Genomic DNA, 16488 nt, shown 5'->3' on the forward strand with positions numbered 1-16488 from the left:
TTACATGAGAATTTTTAAATAAACCTCATTCTTAACCTTTCTGTAGCTTTCAATATGCTTCACATATTTAGAAAGATAGGTGTCGTGTAAATTAATGTAATATACATCACATTCTAAATCATCACATTCATTATACTTTACAATAGATGTTCTATAATTGTATAACTCGTTTAATATAGTTGCATTCTGTTCGGATTCCTCCAAAAGCCTATCTCTCAACGCTTTGTCATTCAATTTATTAGATGCTATTTTCGCTAGCCAATCACTCTCGTCGGTCACGTAACTTAAATGAGAAATCCAAACGTCCAGCTCTTGTGTGCGCTTTACATGAATTATTTCTTCATCAGTATCATGATTAAAAAAGGTATTTGATTCCATTATAATTGATAGTGTTTGTTTGATTTATTTTGCTTCACATTAACAATACGGAGCTTTTTGATTCCGCCAGGAAATTCCCAGTCAATGACATCGCCTTGAGCATAGCCCATAACAGCAGATCCCATTGGTGTTAACACCGAAACCTTATTGTTTTGATAGTTTTTATCATTGGGCGTTACCAGTTCAAAAGTATTTTCCCAACCATCATCCGTTGCCACTGTAACTACAGAGTTAAATCTAATAACGTCTTGAGGAACTAATTCTTCATCACTTATTACAGCATTCTGCAATTCGGCTTCTAGTCTTTTTACAGAGTATTTACGCGTATCTTCTTTATAATTAATAGATAAGTTTAATAGGCGTTTTAAAACAACATACTCCTTTTTTTCTAAAATCAAGCTTCCGTATTTCATTTTAAATTAAAGTTTATTATGGAAAAATTCCACGTTGAATATATGCTTTCTCAATACGCTCTATTGCTATAAAGTAAGCAGCTGAACGCATATCAATTTGTTTCTCTTCGGAAGTTTTTAAAACTTTTCTAAAAACCTCTCTAATTTTTTTGTCAATTTTGGCAAGTATTTCATCAAGCTCCCAAAGTTCGCCATTACGGTTTTGTAACCACTCGAAATAACTTCCAATAACACCACCAGAATTACATAAGATATCTGGAATAACAGTTATGCCTTTTTCACGCAATACTTTTTCTGCCTCAACTGTTGTTGGTCCATTTGCACCTTCAGCAATTAAAAATGCTTTAATTTGAGAGGCATTTTCAGCCGTAATTTGGTTTCCTAAAGCGGCAGGGATACAAATATCACAGTCTAATCCGAAGAAGTCGTCTTTTTCTACGGCAGTAGATCCAGTGAATCCTTGAACAGATCCGTTATTGTTTTTAGTATACTCGAATAAATGCTCTACCGATAAACCGTCTGCTTTACTTATAGATCCAAAAGCGTCCTGAACACCAACCATTTTAGCGCCTTCTAATTCTAAAAAGTGTGCAGCCCAATAGCCCACATTTCCAAAACCTTGAACAATAAAACGCTTATCTTTTAAATCTATTTTCTTGCTTTCAGCCCAATATTTAATCGTTAAGAACACACCAAAACCAGTAGCTCTATCACGACCTTCTAATCCTCCAGAACCAATTGGCTTACCAGTAACAACGTGCTGGTTTTTTGAACGCTCTGATGGCGCTTTAGTAGACATATACGTATCTGCAATCCAAGCCATAGTTTGTGCGCTTGTATTAACATCTGGCGCTGGAATATCGTGCTCTGGCCCAATGTTTTCACCTAAAGCATAAGTAAAACGTCTTGTAATACGCTCTAATTCTGTATTAGAATATTTTTTAGGATCCATTTGAATCCCTCCTTTAGCTCCACCATAAGGCAAGCCAGCTAAAGACGTTTTCCATGTCATCCACATCGCTAAAGCTTTAACAGAGTCGATATCAATGGTTGGATGGTAACGCAATCCACCTTTGTAAGGCCCTAAAGCGTTATTATGCTGTACGCGGTAACCTTTAAAAATTTCGACTTCACCATTGTCCATACGAACAGGGAAATGAATAATTAATTCATTATTTGTTACAGCTAATATTTTTTTAATGTTTGGATTTAATTCAACCATATCTGCAGCAGCATTGAATTGCTTCATAACATTCTCTAGCATGCCTTGTTTAGGTTGTTTTTTCTTTTTTACTTCTTTTGTTAAAGTCATTTTTTTTATTTGTTTAGATAAGTTCAACAGTAGGATTATTCAACACACGGTCGAATTTTTGAATATTATTTTTAGAATATTTGTTCATGTCTATTTTGGCCAGTTCATATTCACTACAGGACCAAATAGAACTTTTATTTGTCGTTAAGTTGCACGTTTGTACAAACGTACAATCTTGGCACAAACTTCTTTCCATAATATGATTCATAAACTAACCTTTAATTTCCACGAACCAAAAGGCAATAGGTATGCCAATTTAAAATACAATTTACAATATTATTATAACCGCCTGATTATTAGACTATTAAACAAAAACCAGATAAAACTTCTTAAAACTATATTGAGGAATTATTAACCAGCTGTGTAAAAATTACCCACTTAAGACCATTGCTTATTTTATTTTTTCACTTAAAGTCTTTCTATCAATTTGGAGAATTTTAGCCGCTTGAGATTTATTGTTGTTTGTAGCCTCTAAGACCTTTAATATGTATTTTTTTTCAATTTCTTTAAGTGGCAACAGCTCATTATCATATTCGGGAAAGGATATGTGGTGTTTTAAATTTTCGGGTAAATCAGCCATCGTAATTTGCTTGTCACACATTATCACCGCACGTTGGATAACATTTTCTAACTCCCTAATATTCCCTGGCCAGTTATAACGCTCCAAAACAGCTAACGCATCGGGTGCTATAGAAATTAGTTTGTCCTTATATTCCACACCATATTTAAATAGAAACTTATCTGTTAATAAGGAAATATCGCCCTTTCGTTCTTGCAATGATGGCACATCAATTTCAACAACGGTTAATCGGTAATAAAGATCTTCCCGAAAACGCCCTTTATCAATAAGTTCCTTTAAGTCGCTATTTGTTGCCGCAATTACACGAACATCCACAGGTTCAATTTTTTGAGATCCCACACGCGTTACTTCCTTTTCTTGTAACACACGAAGTAAGCGGGATTGTGTAGCTAAAGACGCATTTCCTATTTCATCTAAAAAAATAGTGCCTTTGTTAGCGGCTTGAAAAAAACCATTTCTATTTTCATCAGCTCCCGTAAAGGCGCCTTTAACATAGCCAAATAATTCGGATTCTAATAGGTTTTCAGGAATGGCACCACAATTTACCGCAATAAATGGTGCCGACGCATATTTTCCTAAATAATGAATGGAACGTGCAACCAATTCTTTTCCTGTTCCACTTTCTCCTTTTATAAATATAGTTGCTTTATTGTCTTTAACCCGATCTATAATTTCCGTTACTCGTTTTATGGCTCCTGATTGCCCAATTAACTCACCATAACTTTGGATGTCTTTAGGTTTCTCTGATTTGTTAGCAACTCGTTTTGGTCTACTTTCAAATGCTTTTATAACAGCTAATTTAAGTTCTTCTTTGGTAAATGGTTTGGTAAGGTATTCCATGGCTCCAGATTTCATAACTTCTAAAGCTCCGTCAACGGAAGGATAACCTGTAACAACTAATTTTGGAATAGTTGGGTAATGTTCAGACACATATTTTACCAACTCCAAGCCATCAACACCTGGCATTTTTAAATCGGTTATGAGTAAATCGATGGATTCATCTTGTAAAATAGTCATAGCTTCTTTTACAGAAACGGCTTTAAACGTATGATAATTTAAGGTTTGCAAATGACGCTGTAGGAGTTCTAAAATATGAACATCATCATCTACTAACAATATATTTTCTTGATGTAATGACATAATTTAATTTTTTGGAAAACTGATATGAAATATAGTGCCTTTTGGAGAGTTTTGTCTGTGTTTTATGGTGCCTTTATGACTTTTCACAATACCATGAACAACGCTTAACCCTAAACCAGAACCTTCACCAACTGGTTTTGTTGTAAAGAAAGGGTTAAAAATATTGTCACCTTTTTCTGGATCAATACCTGGCCCTTCATCACTAATTTCAATTATAATTTGTTTGTCACTTTGACTAACAGTTACATTTATAACACCTTTTTCTGGTGAAAAATAAATGGCATTAATCACTAAATTAAAAATAACTTGTGTAAGTTGAATAGCGTCTACACGCAAAGGAATATTTTCATCGGTAATGGTTACATGACACGTAATATCCTTTTTAGAGAAATTAGGTTTCAATAAACTAATAGCATCCTTTATAATCGGTGTCATATTAGTTAATTCCATTTGGTGAGGCATATCGCAAGAAAAAAACATCAATTTTTTGACCACTTCCCGCGAATAAATAGCACTATTCATTATTTTATCTAAATCGTTTAAAACCGCTTTCTGTTCGTGAAATTGATCTTTTAACAATTCCGAATAGCCTAAGATATTAGCCAATGGTGTATTGAGTTCATGCGCTATTCCAGCTGTAATCTCACCCAAAATAGACAATCTATCGGCACGCTCTACTTGACGTCTAGACACGACTTCCTTTTCTATAATTTGCTTACGTTCAAATAAATTACCCAGTTCTAACGTAATCTTGGCTAACAGTCGTTTTTCTTCATTTAAAAAACTGTTTTCGTTAAATTTAGATTTAGAATACCCTACTTTAATGGAGCCAATTGCAATATTAAATTCTTTAATAGCAGATAACATAAAGACTTTATCTTCGGACTGCTGCCCAACTTCAATATGAAAATCGGCAACAGTTAGCTCCACAGAAGCTTCTTTTGGAAACCGAATAGCTTCCTGCAAACTTAAAGCAATAGCCTGAAGTGTGGGTTCCAAATTATCTAAATCACAATTGGATATATGCGAACTGATGGTATATAAACAGGATAATTCCTTAATGCGTTCTTTTAATTTATCTTCAGCCGTTATTAATTGTGACATATTGTTTTTTATGGTAGATATGTAAAATTACATTTTTAAAAAATAGTATTCAAGATTCGTCATACAATTAAGATTATTTAACAATGAATTAGTTATTAAAATCAAGCATCCTGATAATTTATAAATACTTTTGCAGGATGCAAAATGAAAAACCCCGTACAGAAAAAGTTAATATAGAATTTATTGCATTAATGGCATCATTAATGGCTATTGTAGCACTTTCCATTGATGCACTGCTTCCAGCTCTACCAGACATTGCATCTGATTTTGGTGTAATTGATGTTTCAAAAAATCAACTTTTGGTAACCATGATTTTTTTGGGCTTGGGTTTTGGTCAACTTATTTTTGGCCCTCTTTCCGATAGTTTTGGAAGAAAACCTATAATCTATGTTGGATTTCTACTGTTTGTATTTGCGAGTATTTTATGTGTTACAACGGGAAGTTTTGAGATTTTGATTCTTGGCCGTATTCTTCAAGGTGTGGGATTAGCTGCGCCTAGAACCATTAGTATTGCTATGGTGCGGGATTCTTATAGCGGTGATTATATGGCTAAAGTGATGTCCTTCGTGGTTATGATTTTTATTTTAATTCCAGTAATTGCGCCCACTTTAGGACAGTTTCTAATAACGTTTTATGATTGGCACTCTATCTTTTATGTCAACTTAATATTTGGCATTGCCGTGATGTTTTGGTTTTGGAAAAAACAACCCGAAACGCACACCAAAGAAAAGCGTACCAAATTAACACCGCAACTTTTTATAGCAGGTGCCAAAGAGTTTTACAGACATAAAGATGCGGTTGCCTACACCGTGATTTCGGGTTTAATTACGGGTTCTTTTATGGTGTATTTAAGCACATCTCAACAAATTTTTGAATACCAATATAAGTTAGCTGAATTGTTCCCGTACATTTTTGCTAGTTTAGCCATTTCTGTAGGATTTTCTACTTTTATAAACAGCACATTGGTTATTCGTTTTGGAATGAGACGAATTGCTTTCACTGCTGCCGTCTGCTTTTCCATTATATCCCTTTTATATGTTCTTATATTTTCGTCAGGTATAAATCCAGACTTATCCATATTAGTGATATTTTTTGCCCTACAATTTACAGCTATCGGATTTTTATTTGGAAATTTACGATCATTAGCCATGGAGCCTGTTGGTCATATTGCTGGAGTTGGCGCCGCAATCAACGGCTTTTTTAGTACCATTATGGCTGTCCCTATTGCTGGTTTTATAGGTAGTTTTGTAACTGAAAGTGTGTTGCCTTTATTTATAGGGTTTTCAATATGTGGTATTATTTCTGTGCTATTATTTCTTTCAGTTAAAAAGCCTATTAAAACTGTATTCTCTGAATAATATCAACAACCGATGAAATAATATACTCCACGCCTATAGCAATTACAATAAATCCGATAACGCGTGATAAAGCATTGATTCCAGATGCTCCTAAAAATTTTACGATAAAATATGATGATTTTAAAATCAGGTAAATACTCACTGTTGTTACCAACATGGCCATTAATATTATACAGATTTGTAATGAGCTTTGATACTCCTGATTAAAGGTAATTAATAAAGAAATTGTTCCAGGACCGGCTAACATAGGAATAGCCAAAGGTGTTAAAGAAATAGCATCACGCGAATGAATATCTTTTTGAACTTTATTTCGTTTCATTCCTTTATGCTCCCTAAACTTTCCTGTTAATAATGCAAATCCTGAAGATGCAATAATGAGTCCTCCAGCAATTTTCAAGGCATTTAAACTAATACCAAAAAAGGACAGAATATACTTGCCTGCAAAAAAGGAAAGCAATAGAATAATGAACACATTAAACGCCGTCCAAAATGCTGTTAATGCACGCTGACGCTTGGTATTTTCTTGGGTTAAACCAACAAACACCGGAACAGTGCCTAGTGGGTTCATAATGGAAAATAACGCGCCAAAACTGATTAAAAATAAATCCATAGTTTTTTACTACAAATTCACTGTTTTTTATCAAGTTTAAGGTTACGCGAATTTTAACCTATGATATGAAAATTGTTAAATTTAATCGGTTCTTTTACGACGTGTATGTTTTTTCGGTTTCTTTTCATCAATCCGAACATACACCAATTTAAAACGACCATTTCCGCTTTCACGCTTATCAATATCAAAAGCATCAATGGAGTTAATTAATGGTGTTAGTTTAGCAAAACCGTAGTTACGAGAATCAAAGTTGGGTTGTTTTTTCTGCAATAAACTTCCAACATCACCTAAAAAGGCCCAACCATCATCATCAGCTAAATCTTCAATAGTTTGGGAGATTAAACGAATAACTTTTGGTGTAATTTTGTCGTAGGAATCTTTTGAAGATTTCTTTTTGTCTTCGGGATCCGTGTCCGAATCGGAATCACTAGAAGCTTGTTTTAAAATTTCAATGTAAATAAACTTATCACAAGCAACAATAAATGGTTTAGGTGTTTTCTTTTCTCCAATACCATATACCTTCATGCCAGCTTCACGCAGTCTGGTGGCTAGTCGCGTAAAATCACTATCACTAGAAACCAAACAGAAACCGTTAACTTTTTCACTGTATAAAATATCCATAGCGTCAATAATCATGGCGCTATCGGTTGCATTTTTCCCCGTTGTATATCCGTATTGTTGAATAGGTGTAATGGCATTTTCAAGTAGCATGTTTTTCCATTTTGCTAAATGTGGTTTGGTCCAATCGCCGTAAATACGTTTAATTGTTGGGTTACCATATTTGGCAATTTCTTCCATCATTTCTTTTACGTAAGCGGATGGTATATTGTCGCCATCAATTAGCACTGCTAGTTTAATTTCCATTGTGTCATTTTAGTTAGTCTGTATTTCGTAAAGTTAGGGAACTGACTATTAAAATCCGCTGAAATGATTAAATTTTTAAATTCACAACTATTGTAGTACATAAATTACATCTAGCCTAATCCAACTTGTAAGTCAAATATTTTCTTACCTTTACCGCTTTTTTAACCTTAAAATAGTACAATGGAAACAAACACTTTATTAGAAATTGCTAGGGATTACGGTAGTCCTATTTATGTTTACGATGCTGAAAAAATTGCATAGCAATATAAACGCTTAAATGCAGCATTTAATAAGGTGAAACAGGTGAAAGTAAACTATGCCGTTAAAGCATTATCTAATATTTCCATACTAAAATTAATGAAATCATTAGGTTCTGGACTAGATACAGTTTCTATCCAGGAAGTACAACTAGGCTTAAAAGCTGGATTTTTACCAGAACAAATAATCTATACACCTAATGGAGTATCGCTGATTGAAATTGAAAAAGCAGCTGAAATAGGTGTCCAAATTAATATTGATAATCTTTCTATTTTAGAACAATTTGGAACAAAACATCCGAATATTCCTGTATGTATACGTATTAATCCGCATGTTATGGCTGGCGGAAACACCAATATTTCAGTAGGTCATATAGATAGTAAATTTGGTATATCAATTCATCAAATTCCTCATATTTTGCGCATTGTGAAAAACACCAACATGAATATAAATGGAATTCATATGCACACAGGCAGTGATATTTTAGATATTGATGTGTTTTTATATGCAAGTGAAATTTTATTTGAAACAGCCAAAAATTTTAAAAATTTAGATTTTATAGATTTTGGTTCAGGTTTTAAAGTACCTTACAAACCAGGCGATATTGAAACAGATATTGAAGAGTTTGGAAAAAAATTAACCAAACGGTTTAATGAGTTTTGTAAAGAATACGGTAAAGATTTAACGCTAGCCTTTGAGCCAGGGAAATTTTTAGTGAGTGAAGCAGGTTACTTTTTAACCAAAGTGAACGTGGTAAAACAAACCACCTCTACCGTTTTTGCGCAAGTTGATTCGGGTTTCAATCATTTTATAAGACCAATGCTTTATGGAGCCCAACATGACATTGTAAATCTTTCAAACTCAAAAGGACGAGAACGTTTTTATTCTGTTGTGGGTTACATATGTGAAACGGATACGTTTGCAAACAACAGACGAATAAATGAAATTACGGAAGGGGACGTACTGGCCTTTAAAAACGCTGGAGCCTATTGCTATTCTATGGCGTCAAACTACAATTCACGTTACCGACCAGCCGAAATTTTATGGCATAATAAAGAAGCGAAACTGATTAGAAATCGTGAAACTTTTGATGATATATTGAAAAATCAAATTGAGATTAGTTTATAAACTAAAAGCGTTGCCATAATGGCAACGCTTTTTTTTAATTTTGATTTTTTGGCCAAAAATATTGGACACATGTTAAGTAAAAGAGGCTAACCTCTAAAAGCCCATGTTCTATGTGCGCTTTAAAAATAAATTTACCCGTTATTCAATTTTACTCCCTGGAACATCTTGTCCGTTTTGATGAAGTGTTAAACTTTCCACAACACCTTCATTAGTTACATGAAAAGTAACTTGCGCATCCACAACTTTTAGATAAAATTTATGGGTTGCCGCAGGAAACAATTGAAACTGCGGCTGTCCTGTGGCCTGTGCTAAAAGCTGCGCACCTTCTCGCGTTACAGTTATAATAAAACCTGGCGCCAGTTGATATTTTCCCAAACAGGTGTTTAAAACGGCTTCTGAAACCTGCATATCAGGTACGACTTCGCTGACATCAATATCCAAGGTTTTAAGAACGTCTATGGCATTTTGATTGGCAGGATTTAATTCTAAAGATTTTATATAGAATGTAAAATGTTACAAATTAAAGCGCCTCATCAATAATATCTTGTACACATTCTGGATTCAATAAGGTACTAATATCACCCAAATTAGAGGTATCCTTTTCTGCAATTTTCCTTAAAATACGTCGCATAATTTTCCCCGAGCGTGTTTTAGGTAAAGATTCTGTAAACTGAATTTTATCCAGTTTGGCAATGGGTCCTATATGTTCGGTAATAATTTGGTTAATTTCGTTTCGTAAATTAGTATGATCCCGACTTTCGCCAGATTCCTTCAACGTCACATAACCATACAGCGCATTTCCTTTTATATCATGCGGAAATCCAACGATGGCAGATTCAGAAACTGCTGGGTGTTCATTAATAGCATCTTCAATAGGCGCCGTTCCTAAATTGTGCCCCGATACAATAATGACATCGTCCACACGACCTGTAATTCGGTAGTAACCAACTTCATCACGAAGTGCACCATCGCCCGTAAAATACATGTTTTTATAGGTGGAAAAATACGTGTCTTTATAACGTTGATGATCTCCCCAAATAGTTCGGGCTATACTTGGCCACGGAAACTTAATACACAATCTGCCATCCACTTGATTGCCTTTTAGTTCCTCTCCGTTTTCATCCATAATGCACGGTTGCACACCTATAAATGGTAAAGTTGCATAAGTTGGTTTGGTTGGCGTAACATACGGAAGTGGTGTAATCATGATACCACCTGTTTCGGTTTGCCACCAGGAATCAATAATTGGACTTTTTCGTTTTCCAACATTATCATTATACCAATGCCACGCTTCTTCATTAATAGGTTCGCCTACGGAACCTAAAACTTTTAAAGAGGATAAATCATACTGCTCTATTAACTCCGTTCCTTGTTTTGCCAAAGCACGAATAGCTGTGGGCGCTGTATATAACTGATTGATTTTATGCTTCTGAATAATATCCCAAAAGCGCCCGAAATTGGGATAACTCGGTACGCCTTCAAACATAACTGTTGTTGCTCCATTACAAAGCGGACCGTAAACTATGTAGCTATGGCCTGTAATCCAGCCAATATCTGCGGTACACCAGTACACATCATCCTCCTTATATTGAAATACATTTTTAAACGTGTACGCCGTATAAACCATGTAACCAGCAGTGGTATGTACCATGCCTTTCGGTTTACCCGTAGAACCGGACGTATATAGAATAAATAGCGGATCTTCGGCTTTCATAATTTCTGCCTGTCCGGCTTTAGATGCGTTATCAAGTAGAGGTTGCAACCAAAAATCGCGACCGGCTTTCATGCTAATTTCGGAATGTATGCGTTTTACCACTAAAACGGATTTTACACCATCGCAGTTTTCTAATGCTTCATCCACTATACCTTTTAAGTCGATGGTTTTAGCTCCGCGATACGAGCCATCGGCCGTAATAACTAACTTGCAATCCGAATCATTAATTCGTGTAGATACGGCTTTTGACGAAAAACCAGCAAATACCACAGAATGAATAGCACCAATTCTAGCACATGCTAAAATGGCAATCGCCAATTCCGGAATCATAGGCACATAAATACATACGCGATCGCCTTTTTGAATGCCTTGATCTTTGAGCACATTTGCCATTTGGTTTACGCGTTCATATAATTGTTGGTATGTAATATGTTCCGCTGGTTCCTCCGGATTATTCGGTTCAAATAAAATAGCGGTTTTGTCACCACGCGTTGCTAAATGCCTATCTAAACAGTTTTCTGTGATATTTAATTCGGCACCTTCAAACCATTTTATTTCGGGTTTTGAAAAATCCCAACTTAAAACCTTGTCCCATTTTTTTCGCCATAAAAAATGCTCTTCAGCAATTTCCTCCCAGAAATTCTCGGGCTCACGAATGGATTTTCTATAAATTTGATAGTACTCTTCTAAATGTTTAATATGGTAGTTACTCATATAAATTATAATTATGATGAAAAGATAGGACAAAGCCGAAAACAATCAAAAAAAAACGTTGTCAAAAAAAGTGCGTAGATTTTTTGCATTAATTTTTATATTAGCAATCTAAACTTCCTAATAACTTGAAAAACAACCTCACGCTCCTACTCGTTTTTACGTTTACCATAGTTTCATTTGCACAAAGAAAGACAGAGCCAACGCCTAAAGAAATTCAACTTGCCGAAACACTAAAAGAAACATATCCAGATGATCACGTTGCTTCGGAAAGTGAGAATTATCATATTTCATTTGAGTACAACAAAAAAACAGAAAAAGTCGAGGTCCTAGAAACTATCACCAAAAAACTCATCAGTTTAGATTCTCGAGCAGACATTCAAGTGTATAGTTTTTATAATGGCGAGTCGGAAATTGAATCCTTTGAAATAAAATATAAAACGGATCGTGATGCTGATTTTTACATTAAAGATGAAGCCATGAAAAGTGATGATTTGTTTCACAATGATGCCCGCGTAAAATATACAAATATAGATTTTCCTCTTAAAGGCTACAGGTATCAAATTGAAACTGTTAAGCGTTATAAGGACATTAAATACTTTACCAGTTTATATTTTAATGATGATTATCCAGCTGTAAAAAAAACGTTTACTGTAGCTATTCCAAATTGGTTAGATTTAGAATTAAAAGAAATGAATTTTAATGGCTTTCCAATTCGAAAATCAATAAAAACCAATGAAGATTTTGATGGTAATATCCATACATTTACAATAGAAAACGTACCCGCTATGTTTGATGATAGTAGTGCGCCTGGACCATCCTACATTTATCCGCATATTTTAATTTTAGCAAAATCATTTACTATAGATGCTGTAAAAACAAACATCTTTGAATCCACGCAAGATTTATATAATTGGTATAAAACACTGGTGAATAGTTTAGAAAATGACAATACGGAATTACAAGCCAAAGTGGTTGAATTAACCCAAGATGCAGCAACTGACGAAGAAAAAATAAAAAATATTTATTATTGGGTTCAAGATAATATTCGCTACATCGCCTTTGTGGATGGAATTGCAGGCTTTAAACCTGATGAAGCGTCGCAAGTTTTCAAAAAACGGTATGGCGACTGTAAAGGGATGGCAAACCTGACCAAACAAATGCTAATTGAAGCTGGTTTTGACGCACGCTTAACATGGATTGGCACCAACCGAATTGCTTACGATTATTCAACGCCTAGCCTATCTGTAGACAACCACATGATTTGTACTATTTATACAAATGGAGAACCAACATATTTAGATGGAACCGAAAAATTCAACGCCTACAAGGAATACGCAAATAGAATTCAAGGCAAGCAAGTATTAATTGAAAATGGTGATGAATTCATTTTAAACATCGTACCAAAAACAGCAGCCAATTTTAATAAAGAAACCGTTAATTATAATTTATCCCTTGAAAACGAACAACTAAATGGAACGGTTTCAAAAACCTATAATGGCGAAAGTCGCTCGGGATTATTACAGTACTTAAGTCAGCTACAAACCGACAAAAAAGACACCTTTTTAATGTGGTATTTGGATGGAGGCGATTCGAATATTAAAGTAACGGATATTATAACATCTAATTTAACCGATAGAGAAATACCTATAAATATCGATTACAACATTACGATAAATAATGCGGTTTCATCCTTCGATGATACCATGTATATTGATTTGGATTTAGAGAAAGAATTATCAGGTTATAATTTTGAAAAGCGCAAAACCGATTATGTTTTCGATTATAAAAAACATTTAGAATCCACAACGACGTTAAAAATTCCAGATGGTTACAAAATTGGAAGCCTTCCAAAGGATATTGCTATTTCCAATGACAATTACAACTTAAAAGTATCCTTTACCCAAACGGATACTACCATTATTTATAAAAAGGATTTTGAAATCACGGAAAGCGTTATTAAAAAGGACGGTTTTAATGAATGGAATGATTTTATAAAAAACCTTAATTCTGTTTATAACGAACAAATCACCTTAACCAAACAATAAAAAAACACATGAAAATTAAATTACTCCTATTATGCACATTTGCGTGCACAACCCTGTTTTTTGGTCAATCTAAACTAGAAATAGAAGCTCAAACATTTTTTTGGGGAGAAAATGACACCTTTAAAAACGCGGTTGATATTCCTGAAAAATGGGAAAATGAATCGGCTGTAATTATCTATAAGAATGAAAATTATGATTTTCATAAGTTTGGTAAACGTGTGGAATACAAATCGTCCATTCGCAAACGGATTAAGCTATTAGATCAAGCATCTGTTACTGAATTTTCAACCTTCACTTATCAAAAACGATTCAACTCCTCAAAAGGCGTTTATGTTTACAATCCATCTAATGTTATTGTAGGTATTAAAATTATAAAGCCAGATGGTACTGAAACCATTATTGATATTGCAAAAGAAGCCGTAGAAGTTGATGGTGAAACTAAAGTAGCAATGGCTAATTTGGAAATTGGTGATATAATTGACTATTTCTATTATAGCGTTGAACCGTTTAAATCTATTGAGGCATTTGGTTTTAATCCTGTGGAGCAAACATTAAGTGAGGAATATCCCATAATGGATTACAAGCTATATTTTGAAACGGAAAATGACTTTTTTATAAATTTCAACTCCTATAATGGCGCGCCCGAACTGAAAGAAATTCCAACCGAAAAGAGTAATATGAGGCGGTATGAATTGATTGAAAAGGATATAGATAAGCATAAATATGAGCGTTGGTTTTACCCTTTAGTAGAATTGCCATGTTATAAATTTCAAGTGTATTTTGCTAGATCTGGAAAATTTGAGGATCGTGCCTTGGCTTTTTTACCAGAGAAAGAGGAAATCATTAAAAAAACGGTTACAGAGGAAGAGGTTTTAGATTTTTATGAGAAATATACACCTTATGGGGATTTAGGTTCTATGGAGCGTTTTGTAAAAGAAAACGACTTTGCAGGCGAGCGCGAAAAGATAATAGCTGTTTACTATTTTGCCCGCCATCATTTTCTAACACAATATGTAGAAGGTATTATTGTTGGCGAAGCGAATATTCTAGCCTCACCATTTATTACTACAAGAACGATTCCGTATTTATTTTCAAATGAGAAATCGTTTATACGGCATTTTATGGCTTTTTTATATGAATCTGATTATGATTATGACGTTATCGTGGGTAAAAAACGCTATGATGGATCTTTAAATGATTTGCTTCTCGAGCGAAACACCAACGTTATTATCAAAGTCAACACAGAAACACCAGTTTATTTAGAGGCTTTAAAAATTCATTCGGATGCCAATCAATTTCATCATTTATTAGAAGGTACCGATGTGTATAAATTATCGGCAAGCAGAAAACGATTGGATCAAATTGCAACCGGAAAATTACCACAATCAACCTATAAGGAAAATGAATCCTTGAAGGACATTACAATTACATTAAACGATGATATTTCAGGGTTTACGTATCAAGGTATTAACAAATACAAGGGTTACGAAAAAGCAGATCATCAATATGACAAGCTTATTTTTAAAGATTACGTTGATGAGGATTACCAAAAGTATGGAACAGAACCTTTTATGGATAAAATAAGAAATAAAAAAACACGCGAAAAAACCAGAAAAGAACTTGCTGCGTTAGTTGAAAAACTTCGTGAGAAACAATCTGAAAGTTTAAAGAAAAATATAGAAGCTGAATTAGATATTACAGAGGTTTCAGATTATACTTATACTATTAAAGAAACAGGGCGTTATGGATTTGATAAATACTTCACTTATGATGAAAACTTCACGGTTTCAGATGCACTCATTAAAAAAGCAGGGCCTAATTACATTTTAGAAGTTGGTAAATTAATTGGTGGTCAGGTGGATTTATCTGATGAAGAACGCAAACGAACTGAAAATGTACACATGAACTATCCACGAAGTTATAATTACAACATAACACTAAATATTCCTGAAGGGTATTCCGTATCTGGTTTGGTTAAACTAAACAAATCGGTTGATAACAAAACAGGCGCTTTTATCAGTACCGCATCAATGTCGGGTAATCAGTTAATTATCACTTCTAAAAAACAATATAAAAACAATTATGAAGACCATGCCGATTGGCCATTAATGATGGCGTTTCTAGATGAAGCCTTCCAATTTACCAATGAAAAAATCTTATTGAAAAAAGATTAAGAATTCTTATTCGTGTTAATTTAAAAGGCTGTCTGAAAAAAGATACTATAAATTGTCAAACTGAAACCAATTCAGATTGACGAGAATTATCTAAACCTTCAGACAGCTTTTTCTATGCATTAAAAGTCCGAAGTTTATAAGCTTTTATTTCTTTAACCACGCGAGGTGCTAGCATAAGCGTTGTAAACATAGTTGGAAAAGCCATGAGAGCAAAAAAGCCATCAATTAAATTAATCATCATACTTAAAGACGTGGTTGCTCCTAAAATAATACTCACGATATACATGTAGTTATAATAGTGTTTTTTATCGGCTCCAATTAAAAACGACAAACATTTACTACCATAATAGGAATAGGAGAATAGGGATGAAATACTAAAAACGGCAATACATAACAACAACAGATATTTTCCAAAACCTGGCATGGCGTTTCCAAATGCAGACGCTGTTAAACTCACACCATTAGCATCCGTTGTTTGCCAAACTCCGGTTACTAAAATAGCCAAAGCTGTTAAGGTACAAACCACCAAGGTGTCAATAGCTGGTCCCAACATAGCCACTAAACCTTCACGGACTGGTTCCGAAGTTTTTGTTGCGCCATGAGCCATAGGTGCTGTACCAATTCCCGCCTCATTAGAAAACGCACCACGACGAATACCTAATAACATTAAACCACCTATAACACCACCTAAAAAGG

14 protein-coding genes and 1 pseudogene are annotated in these 16488 nt (G+C 34.4%); 4 read left to right on the forward strand and 11 right to left on the reverse strand.

All coding sequences use genetic code 11. The features are described 5' to 3' along the window. The 6 genes from ACN0QX_RS08810 to ACN0QX_RS08835 all read right to left on the reverse strand — a co-directional run bounded on the left by ACN0QX_RS08810 (position 1) and on the right by ACN0QX_RS08835 (position 4927). On the reverse strand, positions 1-378 hold the full coding sequence (locus ACN0QX_RS08810) for a hypothetical protein (protein WP_376860919.1): 378 nt from the start codon (positions 376-378) through the stop codon (positions 1-3). Further along, positions 378-791, reverse strand: a complete 414-nt coding sequence (locus ACN0QX_RS08815) for a GreA/GreB family elongation factor (RefSeq protein WP_248399063.1) — start codon at positions 789-791, stop codon at positions 378-380. Before ACN0QX_RS08815 ends, ACN0QX_RS08810 begins: the two co-directional genes overlap by 1 nt. 16 nt (positions 792-807) lie before the next feature. Further along, positions 808-2103 (reverse strand): Glu/Leu/Phe/Val family dehydrogenase, encoded by a 1296-nt coding sequence (locus ACN0QX_RS08820; protein WP_417196413.1) that lies wholly within the window; start codon positions 2101-2103, stop codon positions 808-810. Positions 2104-2116: 13 nt separating this feature from the next. Continuing rightward, positions 2117-2311: a hypothetical protein gene (locus ACN0QX_RS08825; protein WP_248399059.1), complete on the reverse strand. Its 195-nt coding sequence runs from the start codon at positions 2309-2311 to the stop codon at positions 2117-2119. A 183-nt stretch (positions 2312-2494) separates the two neighbouring features. Continuing rightward, complete coding sequence (locus ACN0QX_RS08830) at positions 2495-3823, reverse strand: sigma-54-dependent transcriptional regulator (RefSeq protein ID WP_417196416.1); 1329 nt, start codon at positions 3821-3823, stop codon at positions 2495-2497. Positions 3824-3826: 3 nt separating this feature from the next. After that, complete coding sequence (locus ACN0QX_RS08835) at positions 3827-4927, reverse strand: sensor histidine kinase (protein WP_376860925.1); 1101 nt, start codon at positions 4925-4927, stop codon at positions 3827-3829. A gap of 137 nt (positions 4928-5064) precedes the next feature. Between ACN0QX_RS08835 and ACN0QX_RS08840 the strand changes: the two genes are divergently transcribed. Further along, a complete protein-coding gene (locus ACN0QX_RS08840; RefSeq protein WP_417196419.1) occupies positions 5065-6285 on the forward strand; it encodes a multidrug effflux MFS transporter in 1221 nt (406 codons plus the stop codon). Here ACN0QX_RS08840 and ACN0QX_RS08845 read toward each other — a convergent pair. Further along, on the reverse strand, positions 6263-6895 hold the full coding sequence (locus tag ACN0QX_RS08845) for a MarC family NAAT transporter (RefSeq protein ID WP_248399052.1): 633 nt from the start codon (positions 6893-6895) through the stop codon (positions 6263-6265). The two genes, ACN0QX_RS08840 and ACN0QX_RS08845, sit on opposite strands and share 23 nt — an antisense overlap. 81 nt (positions 6896-6976) lie before the next feature. Then, complete coding sequence (locus tag ACN0QX_RS08850) at positions 6977-7759, reverse strand: NYN domain-containing protein (RefSeq protein ID WP_417196421.1); 783 nt, start codon at positions 7757-7759, stop codon at positions 6977-6979. Between the two features lie 180 nt (positions 7760-7939). On the opposite strand from ACN0QX_RS08850, the pseudogene lysA reads away from it, so the two are divergent. After that, positions 7940-9145: pseudogene (gene lysA, locus ACN0QX_RS08855) on the forward strand (diaminopimelate decarboxylase). A 138-nt stretch (positions 9146-9283) separates the two neighbouring features. Here lysA and ACN0QX_RS08860 read toward each other — a convergent pair. Both ACN0QX_RS08860 and acs read right to left on the reverse strand, forming a co-directional pair. Then, positions 9284-9586, reverse strand: a complete 303-nt coding sequence (locus tag ACN0QX_RS08860) for a DUF3471 domain-containing protein (protein ID WP_417196423.1) — start codon at positions 9584-9586, stop codon at positions 9284-9286. Between the two features lie 79 nt (positions 9587-9665). Further along, positions 9666-11573 carry an acetate--CoA ligase gene (gene acs / locus ACN0QX_RS08865; RefSeq protein ID WP_248399044.1) on the reverse strand — a complete coding sequence of 636 codons (1908 nt, stop codon included), beginning with the start codon at positions 11571-11573 and terminating at the stop codon, positions 9666-9668. A 125-nt stretch (positions 11574-11698) separates the two neighbouring features. On the opposite strand from acs, the gene ACN0QX_RS08870 reads away from it, so the two are divergent. Both ACN0QX_RS08870 and ACN0QX_RS08875 read left to right on the forward strand, forming a co-directional pair. Further along, positions 11699-13618 (forward strand): transglutaminase domain-containing protein, encoded by a 1920-nt coding sequence (locus ACN0QX_RS08870; RefSeq protein WP_417196425.1) that lies wholly within the window; start codon positions 11699-11701, stop codon positions 13616-13618. Positions 13619-13626: 8 nt separating this feature from the next. Then, positions 13627-15792, forward strand: coding sequence for a hypothetical protein (locus ACN0QX_RS08875; RefSeq protein ID WP_417196427.1), 2166 nt, complete (start codon positions 13627-13629; stop codon positions 15790-15792). 112 nt (positions 15793-15904) lie between these two features. On the opposite strand, the gene ACN0QX_RS08880 is transcribed toward ACN0QX_RS08875, so the two are convergent. Next, positions 15905-16488, reverse strand: a 584-nt coding sequence (locus ACN0QX_RS08880) for an alanine:cation symporter family protein (protein WP_417196429.1), incomplete at its 5' end; no start/stop codon positions are given.

The organism is Bizionia sp., assembly GCF_048259285.1.
GTDB classification, from domain to species: domain Bacteria; phylum Bacteroidota; class Bacteroidia; order Flavobacteriales; family Flavobacteriaceae; genus Algorimicrobium; species Algorimicrobium hallyeonense.

Bases quoted from the DNA above. Each gene is read 5' to 3' on its own strand.
- ACN0QX_RS08815 (WP_248399063.1), bottom strand. From the start codon at position 791: ATGAAATACGGAAGCTTGATTTTAGAAAAAAAGGAGTATGTTGTTTTA.
- ACN0QX_RS08875 (WP_417196427.1), top strand. From the start codon at position 13,627: ATGAAAATTAAATTACTCCTATTATGCACATTTGCGTGCACAACCCTG.
- ACN0QX_RS08850 (WP_417196421.1), bottom strand. From the start codon at position 7,759: ATGGAAATTAAACTAGCAGTGCTAATTGATGGCGACAATATACCATCC.
- ACN0QX_RS08810 (WP_376860919.1), bottom strand. From the start codon at position 378: ATGGAATCAAATACCTTTTTTAATCATGATACTGATGAAGAAATAATT.
- ACN0QX_RS08825 (WP_248399059.1), bottom strand. From the start codon at position 2,311: ATGAATCATATTATGGAAAGAAGTTTGTGCCAAGATTGTACGTTTGTA.
- ACN0QX_RS08835 (WP_376860925.1), bottom strand. From the start codon at position 4,927: ATGTCACAATTAATAACGGCTGAAGATAAATTAAAAGAACGCATTAAG.
- ACN0QX_RS08830 (WP_417196416.1), bottom strand. From the start codon at position 3,823: ATGTCATTACATCAAGAAAATATATTGTTAGTAGATGATGATGTTCAT.
- acs (WP_248399044.1), bottom strand. From the start codon at position 11,573: ATGAGTAACTACCATATTAAACATTTAGAAGAGTACTATCAAATTTAT.
- ACN0QX_RS08840 (WP_417196419.1), top strand. From the start codon at position 5,065: ATGCAAAATGAAAAACCCCGTACAGAAAAAGTTAATATAGAATTTATT.
- ACN0QX_RS08820 (WP_417196413.1), bottom strand. From the start codon at position 2,103: ATGACTTTAACAAAAGAAGTAAAAAAGAAAAAACAACCTAAACAAGGC.
- ACN0QX_RS08845 (WP_248399052.1), bottom strand. From the start codon at position 6,895: ATGGATTTATTTTTAATCAGTTTTGGCGCGTTATTTTCCATTATGAAC.